Origin of the sequence: Micromonospora sp. NPDC051543, assembly GCF_044454415.1 — a bacterium.
Classification (GTDB): Bacteria; Actinomycetota; Actinomycetes; order Mycobacteriales; family Micromonosporaceae; genus Micromonospora.
Map to the genome: position 1 here is coordinate 490,376 of NZ_JBITDT010000001.1, position 15,769 is coordinate 506,144.

Below are 15,769 nucleotides of genomic sequence, written 5' to 3' on the forward strand. Positions count from 1 at the left end.
GCGCCGATCAGGGCAGCACGCGGACGGCCAGGGTGCACGTGTCGTCGTCCGGGCTGGGGTGGTGCAGCAGATTCCGCAGCCGGGCGAGGGTCTGCTCCCCCGGCGTCGCGCTGAGCGCGGACAGGGTGGCGGTCACCTGCCGCAACCGGTCCTGCTCGGGCTCCCGGCGCTCGACCAGGCCGTCGGTGTAGAACAGCACGAGGTCGTCGGGGCGCAGTCGCGCGGTGAGCACCGGGTACGTCGAGTCGGCCACGGCGCCCAACAGCAGGCCCGGCGGGCTTTCGAGCGGGTCGGTCCGACCGGCCCGGGACAGCAGCGGCGCCATGTGCCCGGCCCGGCCCCACCGGAGCGCCTGGGTGGCCGGGTCGTACACGGCGACCACCGCGGTGCCGGTGATCGAGAGCTGACCGCAGAGTCGGTTGAGGTGCCCGAGCAGCACCGCCGGGTCACCGATGCCGATCGACAGCCAGGACACCAGGGCGAAGCGCAGGTGCGCCATTCCGCTCGCCGCGTCCAGGCCGTGACCGGCGACGTCGCCGACGGCGAGCACGACCGTGCCGTCCGGCAGGGCCTGCGCGTGGTACCAGTCGCCGCCGACCTGCGCCGTGCTCTCGGCCGGCAGGTAGTTGACCACCGCCTCGATGCCGGGCAGGGCGAACGTCTCGCGGGGCACGGGCTGGATGAGGTTCTGCAACTGCCCGGCGAGCCGGTGCTCGGCCAGCGCGGTCAGCTCCCGCGTCCGCAACTGGTCGTTGAGCCGTTCGATGGCGGTACGCGAGTCCACCCGGGCGGTCACGTCCTGCACCACGGCGTGGATCTTCAGCGGTACGCCGTCGGCGTCCCGCGACACGTCGGAGAGGATCCGCAGATGCCGCACCCCGGCGGTCGTCTGGAACCGGACCGTCACGTCGGAGGACTCCCCGCCGTCCAACGTCTGCCACGCCGCCTCGCGCAGCAGGTAGTCGTCGGGTAGCAGGGCGGCGGACTGTTCGGCGCGCGACAGCGGCCCGAGCGCGGGATCCCGCTCGAAGACGCGGTACATGCCGGGTGACCACTGACTGATCCCGCTGGCCAGGTCGTACTCGGCCCAGCCGAGGCTGCCCAGCAGCTCGGTGCGGTCCAGGCGGCGACGGTCCTCGTCGAGCCGCTGCCAGGACACCAGCAGGCCACCGAGGACGCGGTGCACCTCGACGTCGAACAGCGAGTCGGCGACGACGCCGGTACGCCTCTCCACGTACCGGAAATCGGCCAGGCGGCCGGACGACCCGGAGGTGAACACCCGTTCGTAGAGCTGCCAGAGCGGCCCGTCGACCATGCTGGGGTACAGCTCGCTGAGGCACGCGCCGACGCGGTCGACGCCCCGACCGTAGATGTCCGGGCTCTGCCCGCTGGTGGCCGCGATCCGCCAGTCGGCGACGGCGCGGTGGTCGTCGGGCACCGGCACCAGCCAGGTGCACCCGGCCGGGACCACCGCGAGGATCTCCCGGACGACCGCCTCGACCGGTCGCGTCGCTCCGGCGTGCGCGCCCGGACCGTCCTGGTCCGCCATGGCACGAAGCCTAGTACGCACCGCTGTCCGAGCTACCCCATGGTGGCGCGGGCAGCGCTGTCGATGAAGTCGGCGACCGGGTCCGGTTGCGAGACCGCCACGGCGTGCGACCCGTCGACCTCGACCACGGTGGACCCGGCCCGCTGGGCCAGGAAGCGTTGCAGGTCCGGCGGGATGCCCTGGTCCTGCGTGCTGATCAGGGTCCACGACGGGATCGTCTTCCAGGCCGCCCTGGTCACGGACCCGGTCTGCGCCTTCGCGGAGGCCGGCCGCTGGGTGGCCGCCATCAGCTCGGCGACCTCGGGGTCGACGTCGGCGGCGAACACGGCCGGGAACACGTCCTGCTTGATGTACTGGTCCATGGACGTCCCACCGTCGGGCAGCGGGTAGGGAACCATCTCGATGGATGTGACGAGCTGACTGCCGGGGTACTTCATGACCAGGTCGACCACGCTCTCGCCGACGTCCGGGCTGACGCTGGCGACGTACACCAGGGCCTTCACGTTGGCCGCGCCGTCCGCGGCCTCGGTCATCACCACGCCGCCGTACGAGTGCGCGACCATCACGACCGGACCGTCGACGCTGTCCACGACGGAGCGGGCGTACGCCGCGTCCCCCTGCACATCGCGCAGCGGGTTGGCGACGGCGATGGCCGGATAACCCCGGCGCTTGAGGTTCGCGATCACCCCGTTCCAGCTCGACGAGTCGGCGAAGGCCCCGTGCACGAGCACGATGGTGGGCAGCCCTGCCTGCTGGCCGGACGTGTCAGAAGCGCTCATGCGGCATCACCTTCCGTGGCATAGAGCCAGTATTCGGGATGAATCAGACTCCTGCCGGCGGTTTTTCGAGACGCACGGGCGCGCCGCCACGCCGATGCGCCCACGTCCGGACCGGGTGGCCTGCCACAATTCGGTCAGTCCGGACGGTGACGCCGGGAGCGGGAGACCGGGAGGACGGCGCCATGCCGGACAGCGCACGCGAGGCGGAGCTGCTCGACGCCGAACGCACCCTGCAGGCCGTGCAGCGGGCCGGTGACGCCGACGCCCTCGACCAGTTGCTGGTCGACCAACTGATCGCGATCGGCCCCGACGGCCGAAAGCACACCAAGGCGGAGGATCTCGCCGCGCACCGGGACCGGACCTCGGTCGTCGAGGAGCTGACCGAGGAGGAGTTGGACCTGCTCGTCGTCGGGTCGACCGGGGTGACGTTCTGCCTGGCCCGGGTCGCGGGGACGTTCGACGGCGAGCCGTTCAGCGCGCGCCTGCGCTACACCCGCACCTGGGTGCACGACGACCCGCACGGGTGGCGGGTGCTCGCCGCGCACATCAGCCAGGTGTGAGAGCTGGTCAGCTCACGGTGGCGGTGAGCGGGCCGACGCGCAGAACGCCGTCGTGCAGGGGCGTGCAGCGGACGCCGCCGGTGGTGCGCAGCGCCTTCCAGGCGCCCGGGCCGACCGTGACGTCCATCCAGGCGCAGGGGCGCGCGGCCCGGTTCACCCGGAGGCCGACCGGGCCGTCGCCGCAGTCGAGGACCAGCACCCGGCCGATCAGCTCGTCCACGGCGAGGCCGGTGGTGAGGATGTTGCGGCGGACCTGCGCCAGCCCGATGCCGGCCGGCAGCGACTCCTGGGCGATCACCGTGACGCTGGCGTCGCGGTGAGCCGGTTTGCCGAAGTAGCGGTCGCCGACGATGCCGAGGCCGGCCCGGATCTCAACGGCGGCGACCAGCTCACCGGGGGGCGCGGGCGCCGGACCGTCGCTCGGCCGGCCCAGGAAGCGGTGCACGGGCGAGGCCAGCAACTCGACGATCTGCGCCATGGCAGGGATTCTACGAACCGGAGGGTGCCGCCGGGGCGCGCTCCGACCCGTCTCAGACCGCCAGGGCCGCGCGTACCTCCCGCTCCGCCGTGACTCCCCCGTCGCCGTGCGAGGTGACCCGGCCGGATTCGAGGACGTGGTAACGGTTCGCCACCCGCAGCGCGAAGCCGAGGTGCTGCTCGACGAGCAGCACGCTGAATCCGGACTGCCGGGTCAGCTCGACGATCCGCTCCTGGATCTCGGCGACCACCGACGGCTGGATGCCCTCGGTCGGCTCGTCGAGCATGAGCAGCCGCGGCCGGGTGATCAACGCACGGGCGATGGCGAGCTGCTGACGTTGACCGCCGGACAGCAACCCGGCCCGCCGCCGCAGCAGCGGGCGCAGCGCCGGGAACAGGTCCAGCACCTCCGCCGTGGCCACCGCGCCGTCGCGCCGGCCGTCCGCGACCAGGCGCAGGTTCTCCGCCGCCGTGAGGTGCGGGAAGCACTGCTGGCCCTGCGGCACGTACGCCATCCCGCGCGCCACCCGCTCGTGCGGCGCGAGCCGGGTGACGTCCGCACCGTCCAGCTCGACCGTGCCGGCGGTCGGGCGCAGCAGGCCCGCCGCGACCCGCAGCAGGGTGCTCTTGCCGGCGCCGTTGTGCCCGAGCACCGCGGCCACCCCGTCCGGCGGAACGGCGAGATCCACCCCGTGCAGCACCCGGGAACGTCCGTAACCGGCGTGCACCCCACGCAGGGTCAGCATCATGCCTCCAGAGGACTGGGGACCGACCCGGCGTCGACCGAGTGGCCAAGGTAGACCTCCTGCACGCGCGGGTCCGCCTGGACCTGCGCCACCGTGCCCTCACTGAGCACCTTGCCCGCGTGCAGCACGGTCACGCTGCGCGCGAAGCGCCGCAGGAAGTCCATGTCGTGCTCGATCACCACGACCGTGCGGTCGCGGCTCACCGCCTCCAACAGGGCGCCGGTGGCGTCGCGCTCCTCGTGGCTCATCCCGGCGACCGGCTCGTCGAGCAGCAGCAGCCGGGCGTCCTGCACCAGCAGCATGCCGATCTCCAACCACTGCTTCTGACCGTGCGCGAGCGTGCCGGCGAGCTGATCGGCCCGGCCGGTCAGCCCGATGGTGTCCAGCGCGGCGGCCACCTCGTCGGGGATGCCCCGCCGACGCCGGGCCAGGGTGGCCCAGCTCCGGCGCGCGCCGGCCGCGATGTCGAGGTTCTGCACGACCGACAGCTCCTCGAAGATCGTCGACGTCTGGAACGTCCGTCCGATGCCGAGGCGGCTGATCCGGTGCACCGGGCGGCCCAGCAGCTCCGCATCGCCGAAGCACACCGAGCCGGTGGCCCGCACCAGGCCGGTGATCGCGTCCACGAGGGTGGTCTTGCCCGCGCCGTTCGGCCCGATCAGGAACCGGATGTCCCCGGCGGGCACCTCCAGCGAGACCCCGTCGACCGCGGTGAAACCGTCGAAGCTGACCCGCACGTCACGGACGGACAACCCGTCCAGTCGGTCCTCGCTCATGGGGCCGCCACCTCCGCTCGGTCGGCGCGTCGCTTGGTAAGCGCCGACCACCCGCGCCGGCTCGACGCGGGGTCGGGGTCGCGGCGGCGGGCCAGCGCCCACAGCGACGCCAGGCCGCCGGGGAGGAACGCCACCACCACCACGAAGAGCAGGCCCTGGAGGTACGTCCAGGTGCCCGGGAACCGTTCCGAGAGGGCGGTACGCGCCCAGGCCACCGCGACCGCGCCGAGCACCGGCCCGAGCAGCGTCGCCCGACCGCCCACCGCGACCCCGATGACGAACTCGATCGACGGGACGATGCCGATCAGGGCTGGCGAGATGATGCCCACCGCCGGCACGAACAGCGCGCCGGCGAGGCCCGCCATCCCCGCCGCCACCACGTAGGCGACGAGCTTGACCGACGCCGGGTCGTAGCCGAGGAAGCGGACCCGCTCCTCACCGTCACGCACCGCCACCAGCAGCTCGCCGTAGCGGCTGTGCATGAGCTGGCGGGCCAGGGCGAGCAGCGCCAACAGGATGCCGGCGATGATGAAGTAGACCATCCGCTGGTTGACCGGGTCGTCCAGGTCGTAACCGAAGAAGCCCTGGATGTCGGTGAGCCCGTTGGTGCCGCCCGTGGTCCCCTGCTGACCGATCAGCAGGATCACCATGGCGGCGGCGAGGGCCTGGCTGAGGATGGCGAAGTACGCGCCCCGCACGCGACGGCGGAACACCAGCGAGCCGAGCCCGAACGCGACGGCCATCGGCAGCAGCACCGTGGCGGGCAACGCGAACCACGGGCTGGCGAACGGCCGCCACCAGACGGGCAGTTCGTCGAGCTGCCCGTACAGCTGCATGAAGTCGGGCATCCCACCGGGACCCGCGTCGGCGAGCTTGAGGTGCATGGCCATCGCGTAGCCGCCGAGGCCGAAGAAGACGCCCTGGCCGAGGGTGAGCATGCCGCCCCGACCCCAGGCGATGCCGATGCCGACGGCCACCATGGCGACGCACAGGTATTTGGCGAGCAGGGCCAGCCGGAAGTCCGACAGCGCCAGCGGCGCGACGGCGAACAGCAGCGCCGCGCCGAACGCGAACCCGGCCAGCGTACGCAGCCGCGACCGGCCACCGGGCCGTCTCGGTGGCACGGCGTCGGCCGGAGCCGGTGTGCTGGCGGTGCTCGGCGGCGCGGGTGTCACGGCGGTCATGCGAGGCTCCTGGTCCGCAGGGTGAACAGGCCCTGTGGCCGCCACTGGAGGAACGCGACGATCGCCACGAAGACGATCACCTTGGCGACGCTGAGGGTGGTGAGGTACTCCCCGGTGGCCTGGAGCACGCCGAGGGCGAAGGCGACGATCACGCTGCCCTTGAGCTGGCCGATCCCGCCGACCACGACGACCAGGAAGGCGTCGATGATCAGGTTGGTGCCCATCGTCGGGCCGATCGGGCCGAGGAGGGTGAGCGCCACCCCGGCCAGCCCGGCCAGGCCGGAGCCGATGAAGAACGTCGTCCGGTCGACCCGGGCGGTGGGGATGCCGGACACTGCGGCGAGGTCGCGGTTCTGCACCACCGCGCGGATCCGACGCCCCAACGGGGTGAGCCGCAGCGCCAGGGTGAGCGCGGCGACGGCGGCCAGCGCCAGGGCCAGGATGAACAGCCGGTTGTTGGCGACGGTCAGGCCGCCGGGCAACGCCACGTTGCCGGTGAGCAGGTCCGGCGCGCGGGTCTGCACGTTCGGGCTGCCGAAGACGTCCCGCGCGAGCTGTTGCAGCATCAGGGACACGCCCCAGGTGACCAGCAGGGTGTCCAGCGGGCGGGCGTAGAGCCGACGGATCAGCAGGATCTCCAGCAGCACACCCATCGTGCCGGCGACCACGAACGCCACCGGCAACGCCACCAGCAGGGACACACCGGCCCCGCTGATGCTCTGTTGCAGCACGTACGTCGTGTAGGCGCCGGCCATGATGAACTCGCCGTGGGCCATGTTGATGACGTTCATCTGGCCGAAGGTCAGCGCGAGCCCGAGCGCGATGAGCAGCAGCACCGCGCCGATGCTGATGCCGGTGAAGAGTTGACCGAAGAGGACTGTCACGGTGGGTACTCCGTACTGCTGGTCGGGGGGCCCGGGCGGGGGCGCGTCGTCGCGTCACCCGCCCGGGCCGGCGTCGTCAGCTCAGGCCGCTCGCCCACGGGTAGGTCTTGAGGTACGGGTCCGGCGCGACCGGCTTGCCGGAGTTCCACACCTCGGTGATGAGACCGTCCGCGCCGATCTTGCCGATGCGGGCGGTCTTGGCGATGTGCTGGGTCTTGCCGTCGACGGTGACCAGGCCCTCCGGCGCGTCGAAGGTGATCCCGTCGGACGCGCCGCGGACCTTCTCGACGTCGAACGCGCCGGCCTTCTCGACCATCGCCTTCCACAGGTAGACGCTGACGTAGGCGGCTTCCATCGGGTCGCTCGTCGGCTTGTCCGCGCCGTACTTCGCCTTGTACGCGGCCACGAACTTGCTGTTCGCCGCGCCGGGCGTGGTCTGGTAGTAGTTCCAGGCGGTCAGCTGACCCTCCAGGTACTGGGTGCCGATGCCCTTGACCTCCTCCTCGGCGATGGACACCGACACCACCGGCATGGCGGCGGCGGTCAGCCCGGCCGACTTGTACTCCTTGAAGAAGGCCACGTTGCTGTCACCGTTGAGGGTGTTGAAGACCGCCTTCGCGCCGGACGACTTGACCTTGTTGACGATCGTGCCGAATTCGGTGGACCCGAGCGGCGCGTAATCCTCGCCGACCACGGTCATCCCGTTCGCCGCCGCGTACGCCTTGATGATTTTGTTGGCCGTTCGCGGGAACACGTAGTCGCTGCCGACCAGGTAGACCGACTTCGTTCCCTGGGACTTGAGGTAGTCGAGCCCGGGGACGATCTGCTGGTTGGTCGTCGCGCCCGTGTAGAAGATGTAGGGCGACTGTTCCAGGCCCTCGTACTGCACCGGATAGAACAGCAGCGCCTTGTTCTTCTCGAACACCGGCTTGACCGCCTTGCGGCTCGCCGACGTCCAGCAGCCGAAGACGGCGGCGACCCGGTCCTCGGAGATGAGCTTCTCGGCCTTCTCGGCGAAGGTGGGCCAGTCCGACGCGCCGTCCTCGCCGACCGGCTGGATCTTCTTGCCGAGGACCCCACCGGCCGCGTTGATCTCCTCGACGGCGAGCATGATCGAGTCGCGGACGGTGACCTCGCTGATCGCCATGGTGCCGGAGAGCGAGTTGAGCAGTCCCACCTTGACGGTGTCGCCGGACACGTCGGCGGTGACGCCGGCCGTGCCGCCCTCGTCGTTGGTCTTGCTGCCGCACGCGGTCATGGCTGCCGCGGCGACGAGGGTCATGGCACCCGCCAGGATGCGGCGGCCCCAAAGAAGTGACATCTAATCTCCCTACGGTGCACTCAAGTAGCGAAAGGACGGTCGGTGCGGTCCGGTGGAGCTGACGTTGGCGATGCCGAGGTCGACGGGTGGACGTCGCCGGTGGTCATCGCATCGGGTACGGGCACGCAAAGCGTCGACCGGCATGATTGCGTGAGTGTTTCCCAGTCCTTAATTGACTGTTTCCCCGACACCTGGAGAGGGCGCACGCCACAATGGCCGGCATCGCGTTCGCACACGATGCCGGCAGTGATTAATTCGGGTACGGAAAGGGCCACCACAATGGTCGGCGGACAGATTTCGGCCGACGGTGGACACATTCGCGGTATCCGGCCCCGAGCCAGATACTTCACGCAGGAAGTATCTTAGGGCCGAGCCGGGTGGACCTGTCAAGCGTCCGGACGGGCGGTCAGAGCTGGGCGAGCACGGTGAAGTCGAGACCGTCGGCCTCGGCGAGGTAGATCCGCTGGCGCACGTGCCGCCGACGCAGCCGCAGCCGACCGCGCGGCCCGTGGTAGGCCACCGAGTCGGCAGCCGTCTCGATCGCCCGTACGTCGAGGGTGCGGGCCTGCGCGATCAGGGCGGCGAGCAGCATCACGCCCTCGTAGCAGGACTCCCCCAGACTGCCCAGCGGCGGCGCCTCCACCCCGAACCGGCGGGCGAACTCGCCGTGGAAGTCCAGGTTCTCCTGTGTCACGAGACCGGCGAAGAAGCCCGCCGTGCTGTAGAGCCGCCGCGTCGCGCCCACGCCACTGGCCAGCAGCATGTTCTCGTCCATCAGGGTGCTCAGCCGCAGGCAACGCTGGTCCATCCCGGCACGCCCGAACGCCCGGTTGAACCGCACCGCGTCCGCGCCGACGAGCAGCATCACCACCGCGTCGGCCTCGCTGCGCTCGATCTGGCGCAGCACCTCGTCGAAGTCGTGCGTCTCCAACGGCAGGAACGCCTGCCCCACCACCCGACCGCCGCCGCGCAGCGCGTACCGCTGGGCCGCCCGCGCGGTGCGCCGGGGCCACACATAGTCGTTGCCGACCACGAACCAACGGCGCACGCCCTGCTCGCCCGCGAGCAACCGCATTGCGGGCCACAACTGGGCGTCCGGCGTCTCGCTGGTCAGATAGACCCCCTCGGTACGCTCCCCGCCCTCGTACAGGGCGGTGTAGACGTACGGCACGCGGTGGGCGACCCGGGGCGCGAGCGCCTGCCGCACCGAGGAGATGTGCCAACCGGTCACGCCCTGCACGGCCCCCACCGACACCAGGGCCTCGACCTCGGCGGCCACCTCGGCGGGCGGGGCGCCACCGTCGACCGGCACCAGGCGTACCTCCCGGCCCAGCACCCCGCCGCAGGCGTTGATCTCCTCGACCGCGAGCTGGGCGCAGAGTTCGCAGGTCGGGCCGAACATTCCCGCCGGCCCGCGCATCGGGTACACCAGCGCGATGCTGACCACGGCCCGATCGACGGTGAGCCACGGCGGTGCCGGCGCGGACATGAGCACATGATTGCCGGGACAACGACGCAAAACCAGACCTCACCACGGACCGGGACGACTCGGTACGATGACAGGGCCACCGGCCCAGGGAGTTCCATGTCAGACGTGCCCGGGGCGCCAGCCGACCTGCTGCGCTCGCTCACCCGCGCCGAACGGCTGCTCTCCCGCCGATTGGCCGCCGTCCTGGCCGACGACGAGCTGACCACCGAGGCGTGGCGGGTGCTCTGCCTGCTCGCCGACGGTCAGGGCCACCCGATGAGCGAGGTTTCCGCCGAGGCCTCGCTGCCGCCGGGCACCCTCACCAAGCTGGTCGACCAGCTCGTCGACCGTAATCTCGTGTTCCGGCGGATCGACCCGCTGGACCGCCGACGGATCCGGGCCTACCTGACGACGCGGGGCCGCCGCGAGCACGCCCGCCTCGACGAGCGGGTCCGGGCCAGCCTCGCCGAGGTGGGCGTACCGGCCGACACCGCCCTGCTCGACGACCTCGCCGAGCTGATCGCCCGCCTCGACCCGGCCGGTCGCCGCGACCACGCCGAGGCGGCCGGGCCGCGCCCCTGACGTCGGGCTCACTCCACCTTGGTGAGCAGCGGCTTGCCCTTCTCGACGACGTACGTGGCCAACTCGACGGCCACCCCGTCGCCGACGTTGCGGGCCTGGTGGTGGACCCCGTACGGCACGGTCAGGGCGTCACCGACGTTGCACACCACCGGCGGCTGACCGTCGAGGGTGTACTCCAGTGACCCCTGGAGCACACAGATGATCTCCTCGCCGGGGTGGAAGTGCTTGAACGGTGGCGAGTCCGGCGTGAACTCGACCCGACTCTGCACCACCTCCCGGCCCTCGATGCTGAGATCGTGCCGCTGAAGGTCGACGCGCCACAGGCCGGGAGCGCCCTCCACGGCTGTCGGACTGATGCCCTCGGGTCGAGCCTTGCCACCCATCACGGCCTCCTGTGAGCCCTCCGGCGACCGACGATCGCATGCTTTTTCGAGGATAGGAGCGAAGCGAGCGCCGGGGGCCGAGATGCCGCACAACGGCGTACCGGATCAGGCGGTGACCTCGGTGAGGGCCGCGTCGCCGAGGTGGGCGCGCAGCGTGTGCGCGTCGGGCGCGGTGGCGCTCCAGAGCGTCGCCGGACCACCGGCCAGAGGCAGCCGCGCGAGCGTGCCCGAGACCATCGCGGGCTCGGCGGGGCGCGACGGGTCCACCACCAGCAGCGACCCGGTGGCCGACGCGCCGCCGAGCACCGCCGGACCGGCCCAGCCGGGCGCACCCGGCCCCACCGCCAGCGACTGGCGCAGCAGCGGCCGGCCGTCGTAGTCGACCCGGGTGTGCACGACGGCGGCGCCCGGCGTCTCGCCGTACCGGCCGCAGATCACCTCGTCCCGCCAGGTCAGCCGTGCGCCGGCGGCCAGCTCGAGGTGGGACTCGGCGAGGTGCGCGCAGCCGGCCGCCGCGACGAGTTGCTCGGGCAGCCAGTGCAGTGCGCCACCGTCGTGCACCACGGCGCGGACCGCCATCCGCGACACGGCGCCGGGCCGGCCGGGCAGGGCGACCGAGGCGGCGACGCTGTGCACCCGCACCGCCGCCCCCGGCCCCACCTCGATCTCCAGCCGCAGGTCGTCGCCGGCGAGCGGGCCGGCCGCCCCGCCCACCACGTACACGGTCACGACGTGACCCTCCCCGGGCGTCTGCCGCAGCAGCAGCGGCGTCTCGCCGCGCAGCTCGGTCAGGGTCGTGCCGCCCCGGCCGTCGGCGCGGGCCACCACCCGGGCGAACGCGCGCATCAGGCCGAGCCGGCCTGCGCGGCGATCGGGTGCAGGGCCGCGTGGTGGGCCAGCTCGTGGCGGATCCAGTCGGCGACCCGGCCCGCCGTCGGGTCCCCGACGATCGACAGGAACACGGTCGGCAGGTCGCCGCGCCGGGCCCGCGCGTCCCGGTCCATGACGGCCAGGTCCGCGCCGACCATGGGCGCCAGGTCGGTCTTGTTGATCACGAGCAGGTCGGCGGACGTGACCCCGGGGCCGCCCTTGCGCGGCACCTTGTCCCCGCCGGCCACGTCGACCACGAAGATCTGCCGGTCCACCAGGCCCCGGCTGAACGTGGCGGTCAGGTTGTCCCCGCCGCTCTCGACCAGCACCAGGTCCAGCGGGCCGACCGCCTCGGCCAGCTCGTCCACGGCGTCGAGGTTGGCCCCGATGTCGTCGCGGATGGCGGTGTGCGGGCAGCACCCGGTCTCCACCGCGCGGATCCTGCTCGGGTCCAGCACACCGGCCCGCTTGAGGAAGTCGGCGTCCTCGGTCGTGTAGATGTCGTTGGTGACCACGCCGAGTCGCAGTTCCTCGGCGAACGCCCGGCACAGCGCCGCCACCAGGGCGGTCTTGCCGGACCCGACCGGCCCGCCGATGCCGACGCGCAGCGCCCGGCCGGCCCGCGCGAGCGGCGGATGCGGGTCCACCCCCGGCTCCGGGTGGGTGTGCGGAACGGTCTCGTCGTGCGGGTCGGCAGTGGGCGCAGCGGTCGGCGAAACGGTGTCAGGACGCAAAGAGACGCACCTCCCAGGTGGCATGAGCTTCGGCGTGGATGTCGGCAAGGGGCGCGGCGGCCGCGGGCAGCCGCTCGGGTGGATCGTCGGCGGCCCGCGCCGCGTCGGCGGCGGTGCCGTCGCAGAGGTCGGTGAGACCGACCAGCAGGGCCTGCACCTGGTACGGGTCGAGGCCGAGCAGGCGTACGCCCGCGCTGGCCGCGCCGGTCACCGTCCCGTAGGCGGCGACCGTGGCGGTCTCGGCGCGACTCAGGCCGGCGACGGCGCAGAGCAGCCCGAGCACCAACGGCTGGTGCGCTCCCTGCGATGTCGCGGGCAGATCGTCGAACGGGCCATCCGGCCAGATAGCCCGGCCGGCGCGCAGCAGGGCCCGGCCCTGGCGGCGGGACACCCCCCGCAGCGCCGGTGACGCGGTCCGGGCGTCCAACTCCGCGTCGAGCCGCGCCAGCGCGTTCCGGCACGGGCTGTCGTCGGCCGGTGCCTCCCTTCGTACGGCGGAATCAGCCGCCGCCGCCGGGCGTACGCCGGGATCGGTCGGCGCGCTCGCCCGCCGCGCGGGATGCCCGAGGCCGACCGAGCGCGCGCCGGGGCCGACGCTGGCCGGCGTCACCGTCCGGTGCGCCGCCGCCGCGAACGCCGCGCCGACCAACCCGGCGGTGGCCAGCCGGCCGACGAGGAACGCCTCCAACGAGGCCAGGTCGGTGACCCGGCCGGCGGCGACGGCGGCCTCCAGACCGCCGGAGTGCGCGTGCGCGCCGGCCGGGAAGCGACCGTCGGCCAGCAGCAGGAGCAGGCTCGACGTCGGCATCAGAACAGGAAGTACCGCTGGGTCATCGGTAGGCGGGGCACCGGGTCCGGTTCCACCACCTCCCCGTCGATCCGCACGGTGAAGGTGTCCGGGTCCACCTCGATCCGGGGCATCGCGTTGTTCTCCGGCAGGTCGGCCTTGCCCCGCGAGCGCACGTCGGCGACCGGCACCACCCGTCGCCGCACGTCCAGGCGCAGCCCGGCGTCGAGGGCGGCCGGCGCGACGAACGCCAGGCTGGTGGCCGCCGCCGCGACGCCGTACGCCCCGAACATCGGTCGCGGCAGCATCGGCTGCGGGGTGGGGATGGACGCGTTGGCGTCACCCATCTGGGCGTACGCGATCATGCCGCCCTTGATCACCAGGTGTGGTCGTACGCCGAAGAACGCCGGGTCCCACAGCACGAGGTCGGCGAGTTTGCCCGGCTCGACCGAGCCGATCTCGCCGTCCAGCCCGTTCGCCATCGCCGCGCAGATGGTGTACTTCGCCACGTACCGCCGGGCTCGGCGGTTGTCGGCGGCGCCGTCGCCGGGCAGCGCGCCCACCCGCTCCTTCATGACGTGCGCGCTCTGCCAGGTCCGCAGGATCACCTCGCCCACCCGACCCATCGCCTGCGCATCGGAGCCGATGATGGAGATCGCGCCGAGGTCGTGCAGCAGGTCCTCGGCGGCCATCGTGGACGGTCGGATGCGGCTCTCGGCGAAGGCCAGGTCCTCCGGCACGGACGGGTTGAGATGGTGGCAGACCATCAGCATGTCCAGGTGCTCGGCGAGGGTGTTGGCGGTGTACGGCCGGGTCGGGTTGGTCGACGACGGCAGCACGTTGGGCTCGCTGGCCACCGTGATGATGTCCGGCGCGTGCCCGCCGCCCGCGCCCTCGGTGTGGTACGAGTGGATGGCCCGACCGCCGATCGCCCGCAGCGTGTCGGCCACGAACCCGGCCTCGTTGAGGGTGTCGGTGTGGATCGACACCTGCACGCCGGAGGCGTCCGCCACCCGCAGGCAGGCGTCGATCGCCGCCGGGGTGGTGCCCCAGTCCTCGTGCAGCTTGAAACCGCCCGCGCCGGCACGCAACTGCTCCCACAGCGCCTCTTGCGAGACGGTGTTGCCCTTACCGAGCAGCAGCACGTTGACCGGCAGCGTGTCCAACGCCTCGTGCATGCGGGCCAGGTGCCAGGCGTTCGGCGTGACGGTGGTGGCCCGGGTGCCCTCGGCGGGGCCGGTGCCACCGCCGACGAGCGTGGTGACGCCGCTGGCGAGCGCCTCGGTGACGATCTCCGGGCAGATGAAGTGCACGTGGGTGTCGACGGCGCCGGCCGTGAGGATCCGGCCGTTGCCGGCGATCACCTCGGTGGCCGGGCCGATGACCAGGTCGGGGTGGACGCCGGGCATGGTGTCCGGGTTGCCGGCCCGGCCGAGGGCGACGATCCGCCCGTCCCGCAGGCCCACATCGGCCTTGACGATCCCCCAGTGGTCGAGCACCACCGCGCCGGTGATGACGGTGTCGAGGGCGCCCTCGGCGCGGGTGGCCCGCGACTGGCCCATCGACTCGCGGATCACCTTCCCGCCGCCGAAGACCGCCTCGTCGCCGCCCACGCAGTGGTCGGTCTCGACCTCGATCAGCAGGCTCGTGTCGGCCAGCCGGATGCGGTCGCCGGTGGTGGGCCCGTACAAATCGATGTAGCGGTCCCGCCGCACGGCGCTCACCGCGCCGGCCCGTCGGTCACCGGCGCGTCGGTCGCCGGTCCGTCGGTCGTCTTCGCGGCCGGTGACGCGGTGTCCAGCGGGCCGGCGCACTCGCCGCGCAGGCCCGGCACGACGCGCGCGCCGCCGAGCGGCACCAGGTCGACGCTGCGGCTCACGCCCGGCTCGAACCGAACCGAGGTACCCGCCGGAACGGCGAGCCGCTGCCCCCAGGCGACGTCCCGGTCGAAGGCCAGGGCCGGGTTGGCCTCGGCGAAGTGGTAGTGCGAGCCCACCTGCACCGGGCGGTCGGCGGTGTTGACCACGACCAGCGTGGTGAGCGGTCGACCCACGTTGATCTCCACCGGGCTGTCCGCCGGCAGGATCTCACCGGGGATCACGGGATCGGGTGGTGCACCGTCACGAGCTTGGTGCCGTCCGGGAACGTGGCCTCCACCTGCACCTCCCTCAGCAGCTCGGGGATGCCGTCCTGGACGTCGTCGCGGCCGAGCACGGTCCGGCCGGCCGACATGAGGTCGACCACCGAACGCCCGTCCCGGGCCCCTTCGAGCAGGAAGGCGGTGATGATCGCGACGGCTTCGGGATAGTTGAGTCGCAGGCCGCGCTCGCGGCGGCGGCGGGCGACATCGGCCGCGACGTGAACGAGCAGGCGGTCCTGCTCGTGCGGGCTGAGGAACACAGGAATCTCCGGTGGGGATCGGCGTGGTCGGCTCGCGGTCGGCTCCGCGCGGAACCGCTCCGGGCAGCACCACCCGGAAGACGAGCTGGGATCACACGACCGCCGTGACGACCGTCGACGGAATGGCCCGGGACTCCACCATCCCGGCCCGCACGACGGACACCCGGCGGTGTCGGTCGGATGCGGACCGCACCGCCCACCGCTTCAGCAGACCGTAGAGGATCGTTCCCGGCGGGGGCAACAGGGTGCCCGCGATGAGAGATCACGCT

Annotated in this window: 18 protein-coding genes; 2 read left to right on the forward strand and 16 right to left on the reverse strand. The window is 72.4% G+C overall.

Features of this window, described 5'->3' with window-relative positions; all coding sequences use genetic code 11:
* Positions 1-7 precede the first annotated feature (7 nt).
* Both ACIA3K_RS02330 and ACIA3K_RS02335 read right to left on the reverse strand, forming a co-directional pair.
* Complete coding sequence (locus ACIA3K_RS02330; protein WP_396798586.1) at positions 8-1,549, reverse strand: PP2C family protein-serine/threonine phosphatase; 1,542 nt, start codon at positions 1,547-1,549, stop codon at positions 8-10.
* A 32-nt stretch (positions 1,550-1,581) separates the two neighbouring features.
* On the reverse strand, positions 1,582-2,328 hold the full coding sequence (locus ACIA3K_RS02335) for an alpha/beta hydrolase (RefSeq protein ID WP_396798589.1): 747 nt from the start codon (positions 2,326-2,328) through the stop codon (positions 1,582-1,584).
* A 182-nt stretch (positions 2,329-2,510) separates the two neighbouring features.
* Here ACIA3K_RS02335 and ACIA3K_RS02340 point away from each other — a divergent pair, with 182 nt between their 5' ends.
* Positions 2,511-2,888 (forward strand): nuclear transport factor 2 family protein, encoded by a 378-nt coding sequence (locus ACIA3K_RS02340; protein WP_396798591.1) that lies wholly within the window; start codon positions 2,511-2,513, stop codon positions 2,886-2,888.
* Positions 2,889-2,895: 7 nt separating this feature from the next.
* Here the strand turns inward: ACIA3K_RS02340 and ACIA3K_RS02345 are convergent, their stop codons facing one another.
* The 7 genes from ACIA3K_RS02345 to ACIA3K_RS02375 all read right to left on the reverse strand — a co-directional run bounded on the left by ACIA3K_RS02345 (position 2,896) and on the right by ACIA3K_RS02375 (position 9,765).
* Positions 2,896-3,366 (reverse strand): molybdenum cofactor biosysynthesis protein, encoded by a 471-nt coding sequence (locus ACIA3K_RS02345; RefSeq protein WP_396798593.1) that lies wholly within the window; start codon positions 3,364-3,366, stop codon positions 2,896-2,898.
* Between the two features lie 52 nt (positions 3,367-3,418).
* Positions 3,419-4,114 carry an urea ABC transporter ATP-binding subunit UrtE gene (gene urtE / locus ACIA3K_RS02350; RefSeq protein ID WP_396798595.1) on the reverse strand — a complete coding sequence of 232 codons (696 nt, stop codon included), beginning with the start codon at positions 4,112-4,114 and terminating at the stop codon, positions 3,419-3,421.
* Positions 4,111-4,887: an urea ABC transporter ATP-binding protein UrtD gene (urtD, locus tag ACIA3K_RS02355; RefSeq protein WP_396798597.1), complete on the reverse strand. Its 777-nt coding sequence runs from the start codon at positions 4,885-4,887 to the stop codon at positions 4,111-4,113. The genes urtE and urtD overlap by 4 nt, the downstream gene beginning before the upstream one ends.
* Entirely contained in the window at positions 4,884-6,071 is a 1,188-nt protein-coding gene (urtC, locus tag ACIA3K_RS02360; RefSeq protein WP_396798599.1) for an urea ABC transporter permease subunit UrtC, read from the reverse strand. The genes urtD and urtC overlap by 4 nt, the downstream gene beginning before the upstream one ends.
* Positions 6,068-6,955 (reverse strand): urea ABC transporter permease subunit UrtB, encoded by an 888-nt coding sequence (urtB, locus tag ACIA3K_RS02365; protein WP_396798602.1) that lies wholly within the window; start codon positions 6,953-6,955, stop codon positions 6,068-6,070. Before urtB ends, urtC begins: the two co-directional genes overlap by 4 nt.
* Positions 6,956-7,031: 76 nt before the next feature.
* Positions 7,032-8,276: an urea ABC transporter substrate-binding protein gene (gene urtA, locus ACIA3K_RS02370; protein ID WP_357117706.1), complete on the reverse strand. Its 1,245-nt coding sequence runs from the start codon at positions 8,274-8,276 to the stop codon at positions 7,032-7,034.
* Between the two features lie 406 nt (positions 8,277-8,682).
* Positions 8,683-9,765: a substrate-binding domain-containing protein gene (locus ACIA3K_RS02375; RefSeq protein ID WP_355049787.1), complete on the reverse strand. Its 1,083-nt coding sequence runs from the start codon at positions 9,763-9,765 to the stop codon at positions 8,683-8,685.
* 96 nt (positions 9,766-9,861) lie between these two features.
* On the opposite strand from ACIA3K_RS02375, the gene ACIA3K_RS02380 reads away from it, so the two are divergent.
* On the forward strand, positions 9,862-10,326 hold the full coding sequence (locus ACIA3K_RS02380; protein ID WP_396798606.1) for a MarR family winged helix-turn-helix transcriptional regulator: 465 nt from the start codon (positions 9,862-9,864) through the stop codon (positions 10,324-10,326).
* Positions 10,327-10,334: 8 nt separating this feature from the next.
* Here ACIA3K_RS02380 and ACIA3K_RS02385 read toward each other — a convergent pair whose 3' ends face one another.
* The 7 genes from ACIA3K_RS02385 to ACIA3K_RS02415 form a co-directional block, all read right to left on the reverse strand.
* Complete coding sequence (locus ACIA3K_RS02385; protein WP_355049789.1) at positions 10,335-10,709, reverse strand: cupin domain-containing protein; 375 nt, start codon at positions 10,707-10,709, stop codon at positions 10,335-10,337.
* Between the two features lie 105 nt (positions 10,710-10,814).
* Positions 10,815-11,555 carry an urease accessory protein UreD gene (locus ACIA3K_RS02390; RefSeq protein ID WP_396798608.1) on the reverse strand — a complete coding sequence of 247 codons (741 nt, stop codon included), beginning with the start codon at positions 11,553-11,555 and terminating at the stop codon, positions 10,815-10,817.
* On the reverse strand, positions 11,555-12,313 hold the full coding sequence (gene ureG / locus ACIA3K_RS02395; protein WP_396798610.1) for an urease accessory protein UreG: 759 nt from the start codon (positions 12,311-12,313) through the stop codon (positions 11,555-11,557). The genes ACIA3K_RS02390 and ureG overlap by 1 nt, the downstream gene beginning before the upstream one ends.
* Positions 12,303-13,121 carry an urease accessory protein UreF gene (locus tag ACIA3K_RS02400; RefSeq protein WP_396798612.1) on the reverse strand — a complete coding sequence of 273 codons (819 nt, stop codon included), beginning with the start codon at positions 13,119-13,121 and terminating at the stop codon, positions 12,303-12,305. Before ACIA3K_RS02400 ends, ureG begins: the two co-directional genes overlap by 11 nt.
* Positions 13,121-14,824 (reverse strand): urease subunit alpha, encoded by a 1,704-nt coding sequence (locus tag ACIA3K_RS02405; protein WP_396798614.1) that lies wholly within the window; start codon positions 14,822-14,824, stop codon positions 13,121-13,123. Before ACIA3K_RS02405 ends, ACIA3K_RS02400 begins: the two co-directional genes overlap by 1 nt.
* The gene (locus ACIA3K_RS02410; protein ID WP_396798616.1) at positions 14,821-15,201 is read right to left on the reverse strand and encodes an urease subunit beta; all 381 of its coding nucleotides are present in this window, start codon (positions 15,199-15,201) and stop codon (positions 14,821-14,823) included. Before ACIA3K_RS02410 ends, ACIA3K_RS02405 begins: the two co-directional genes overlap by 4 nt.
* A complete protein-coding gene (locus tag ACIA3K_RS02415; protein WP_222957358.1) occupies positions 15,198-15,500 on the reverse strand; it encodes an urease subunit gamma in 303 nt (100 codons plus the stop codon). The genes ACIA3K_RS02410 and ACIA3K_RS02415 overlap by 4 nt, the downstream gene beginning before the upstream one ends.
* Between the last annotated feature and the right edge of the window lie 269 nt (positions 15,501-15,769).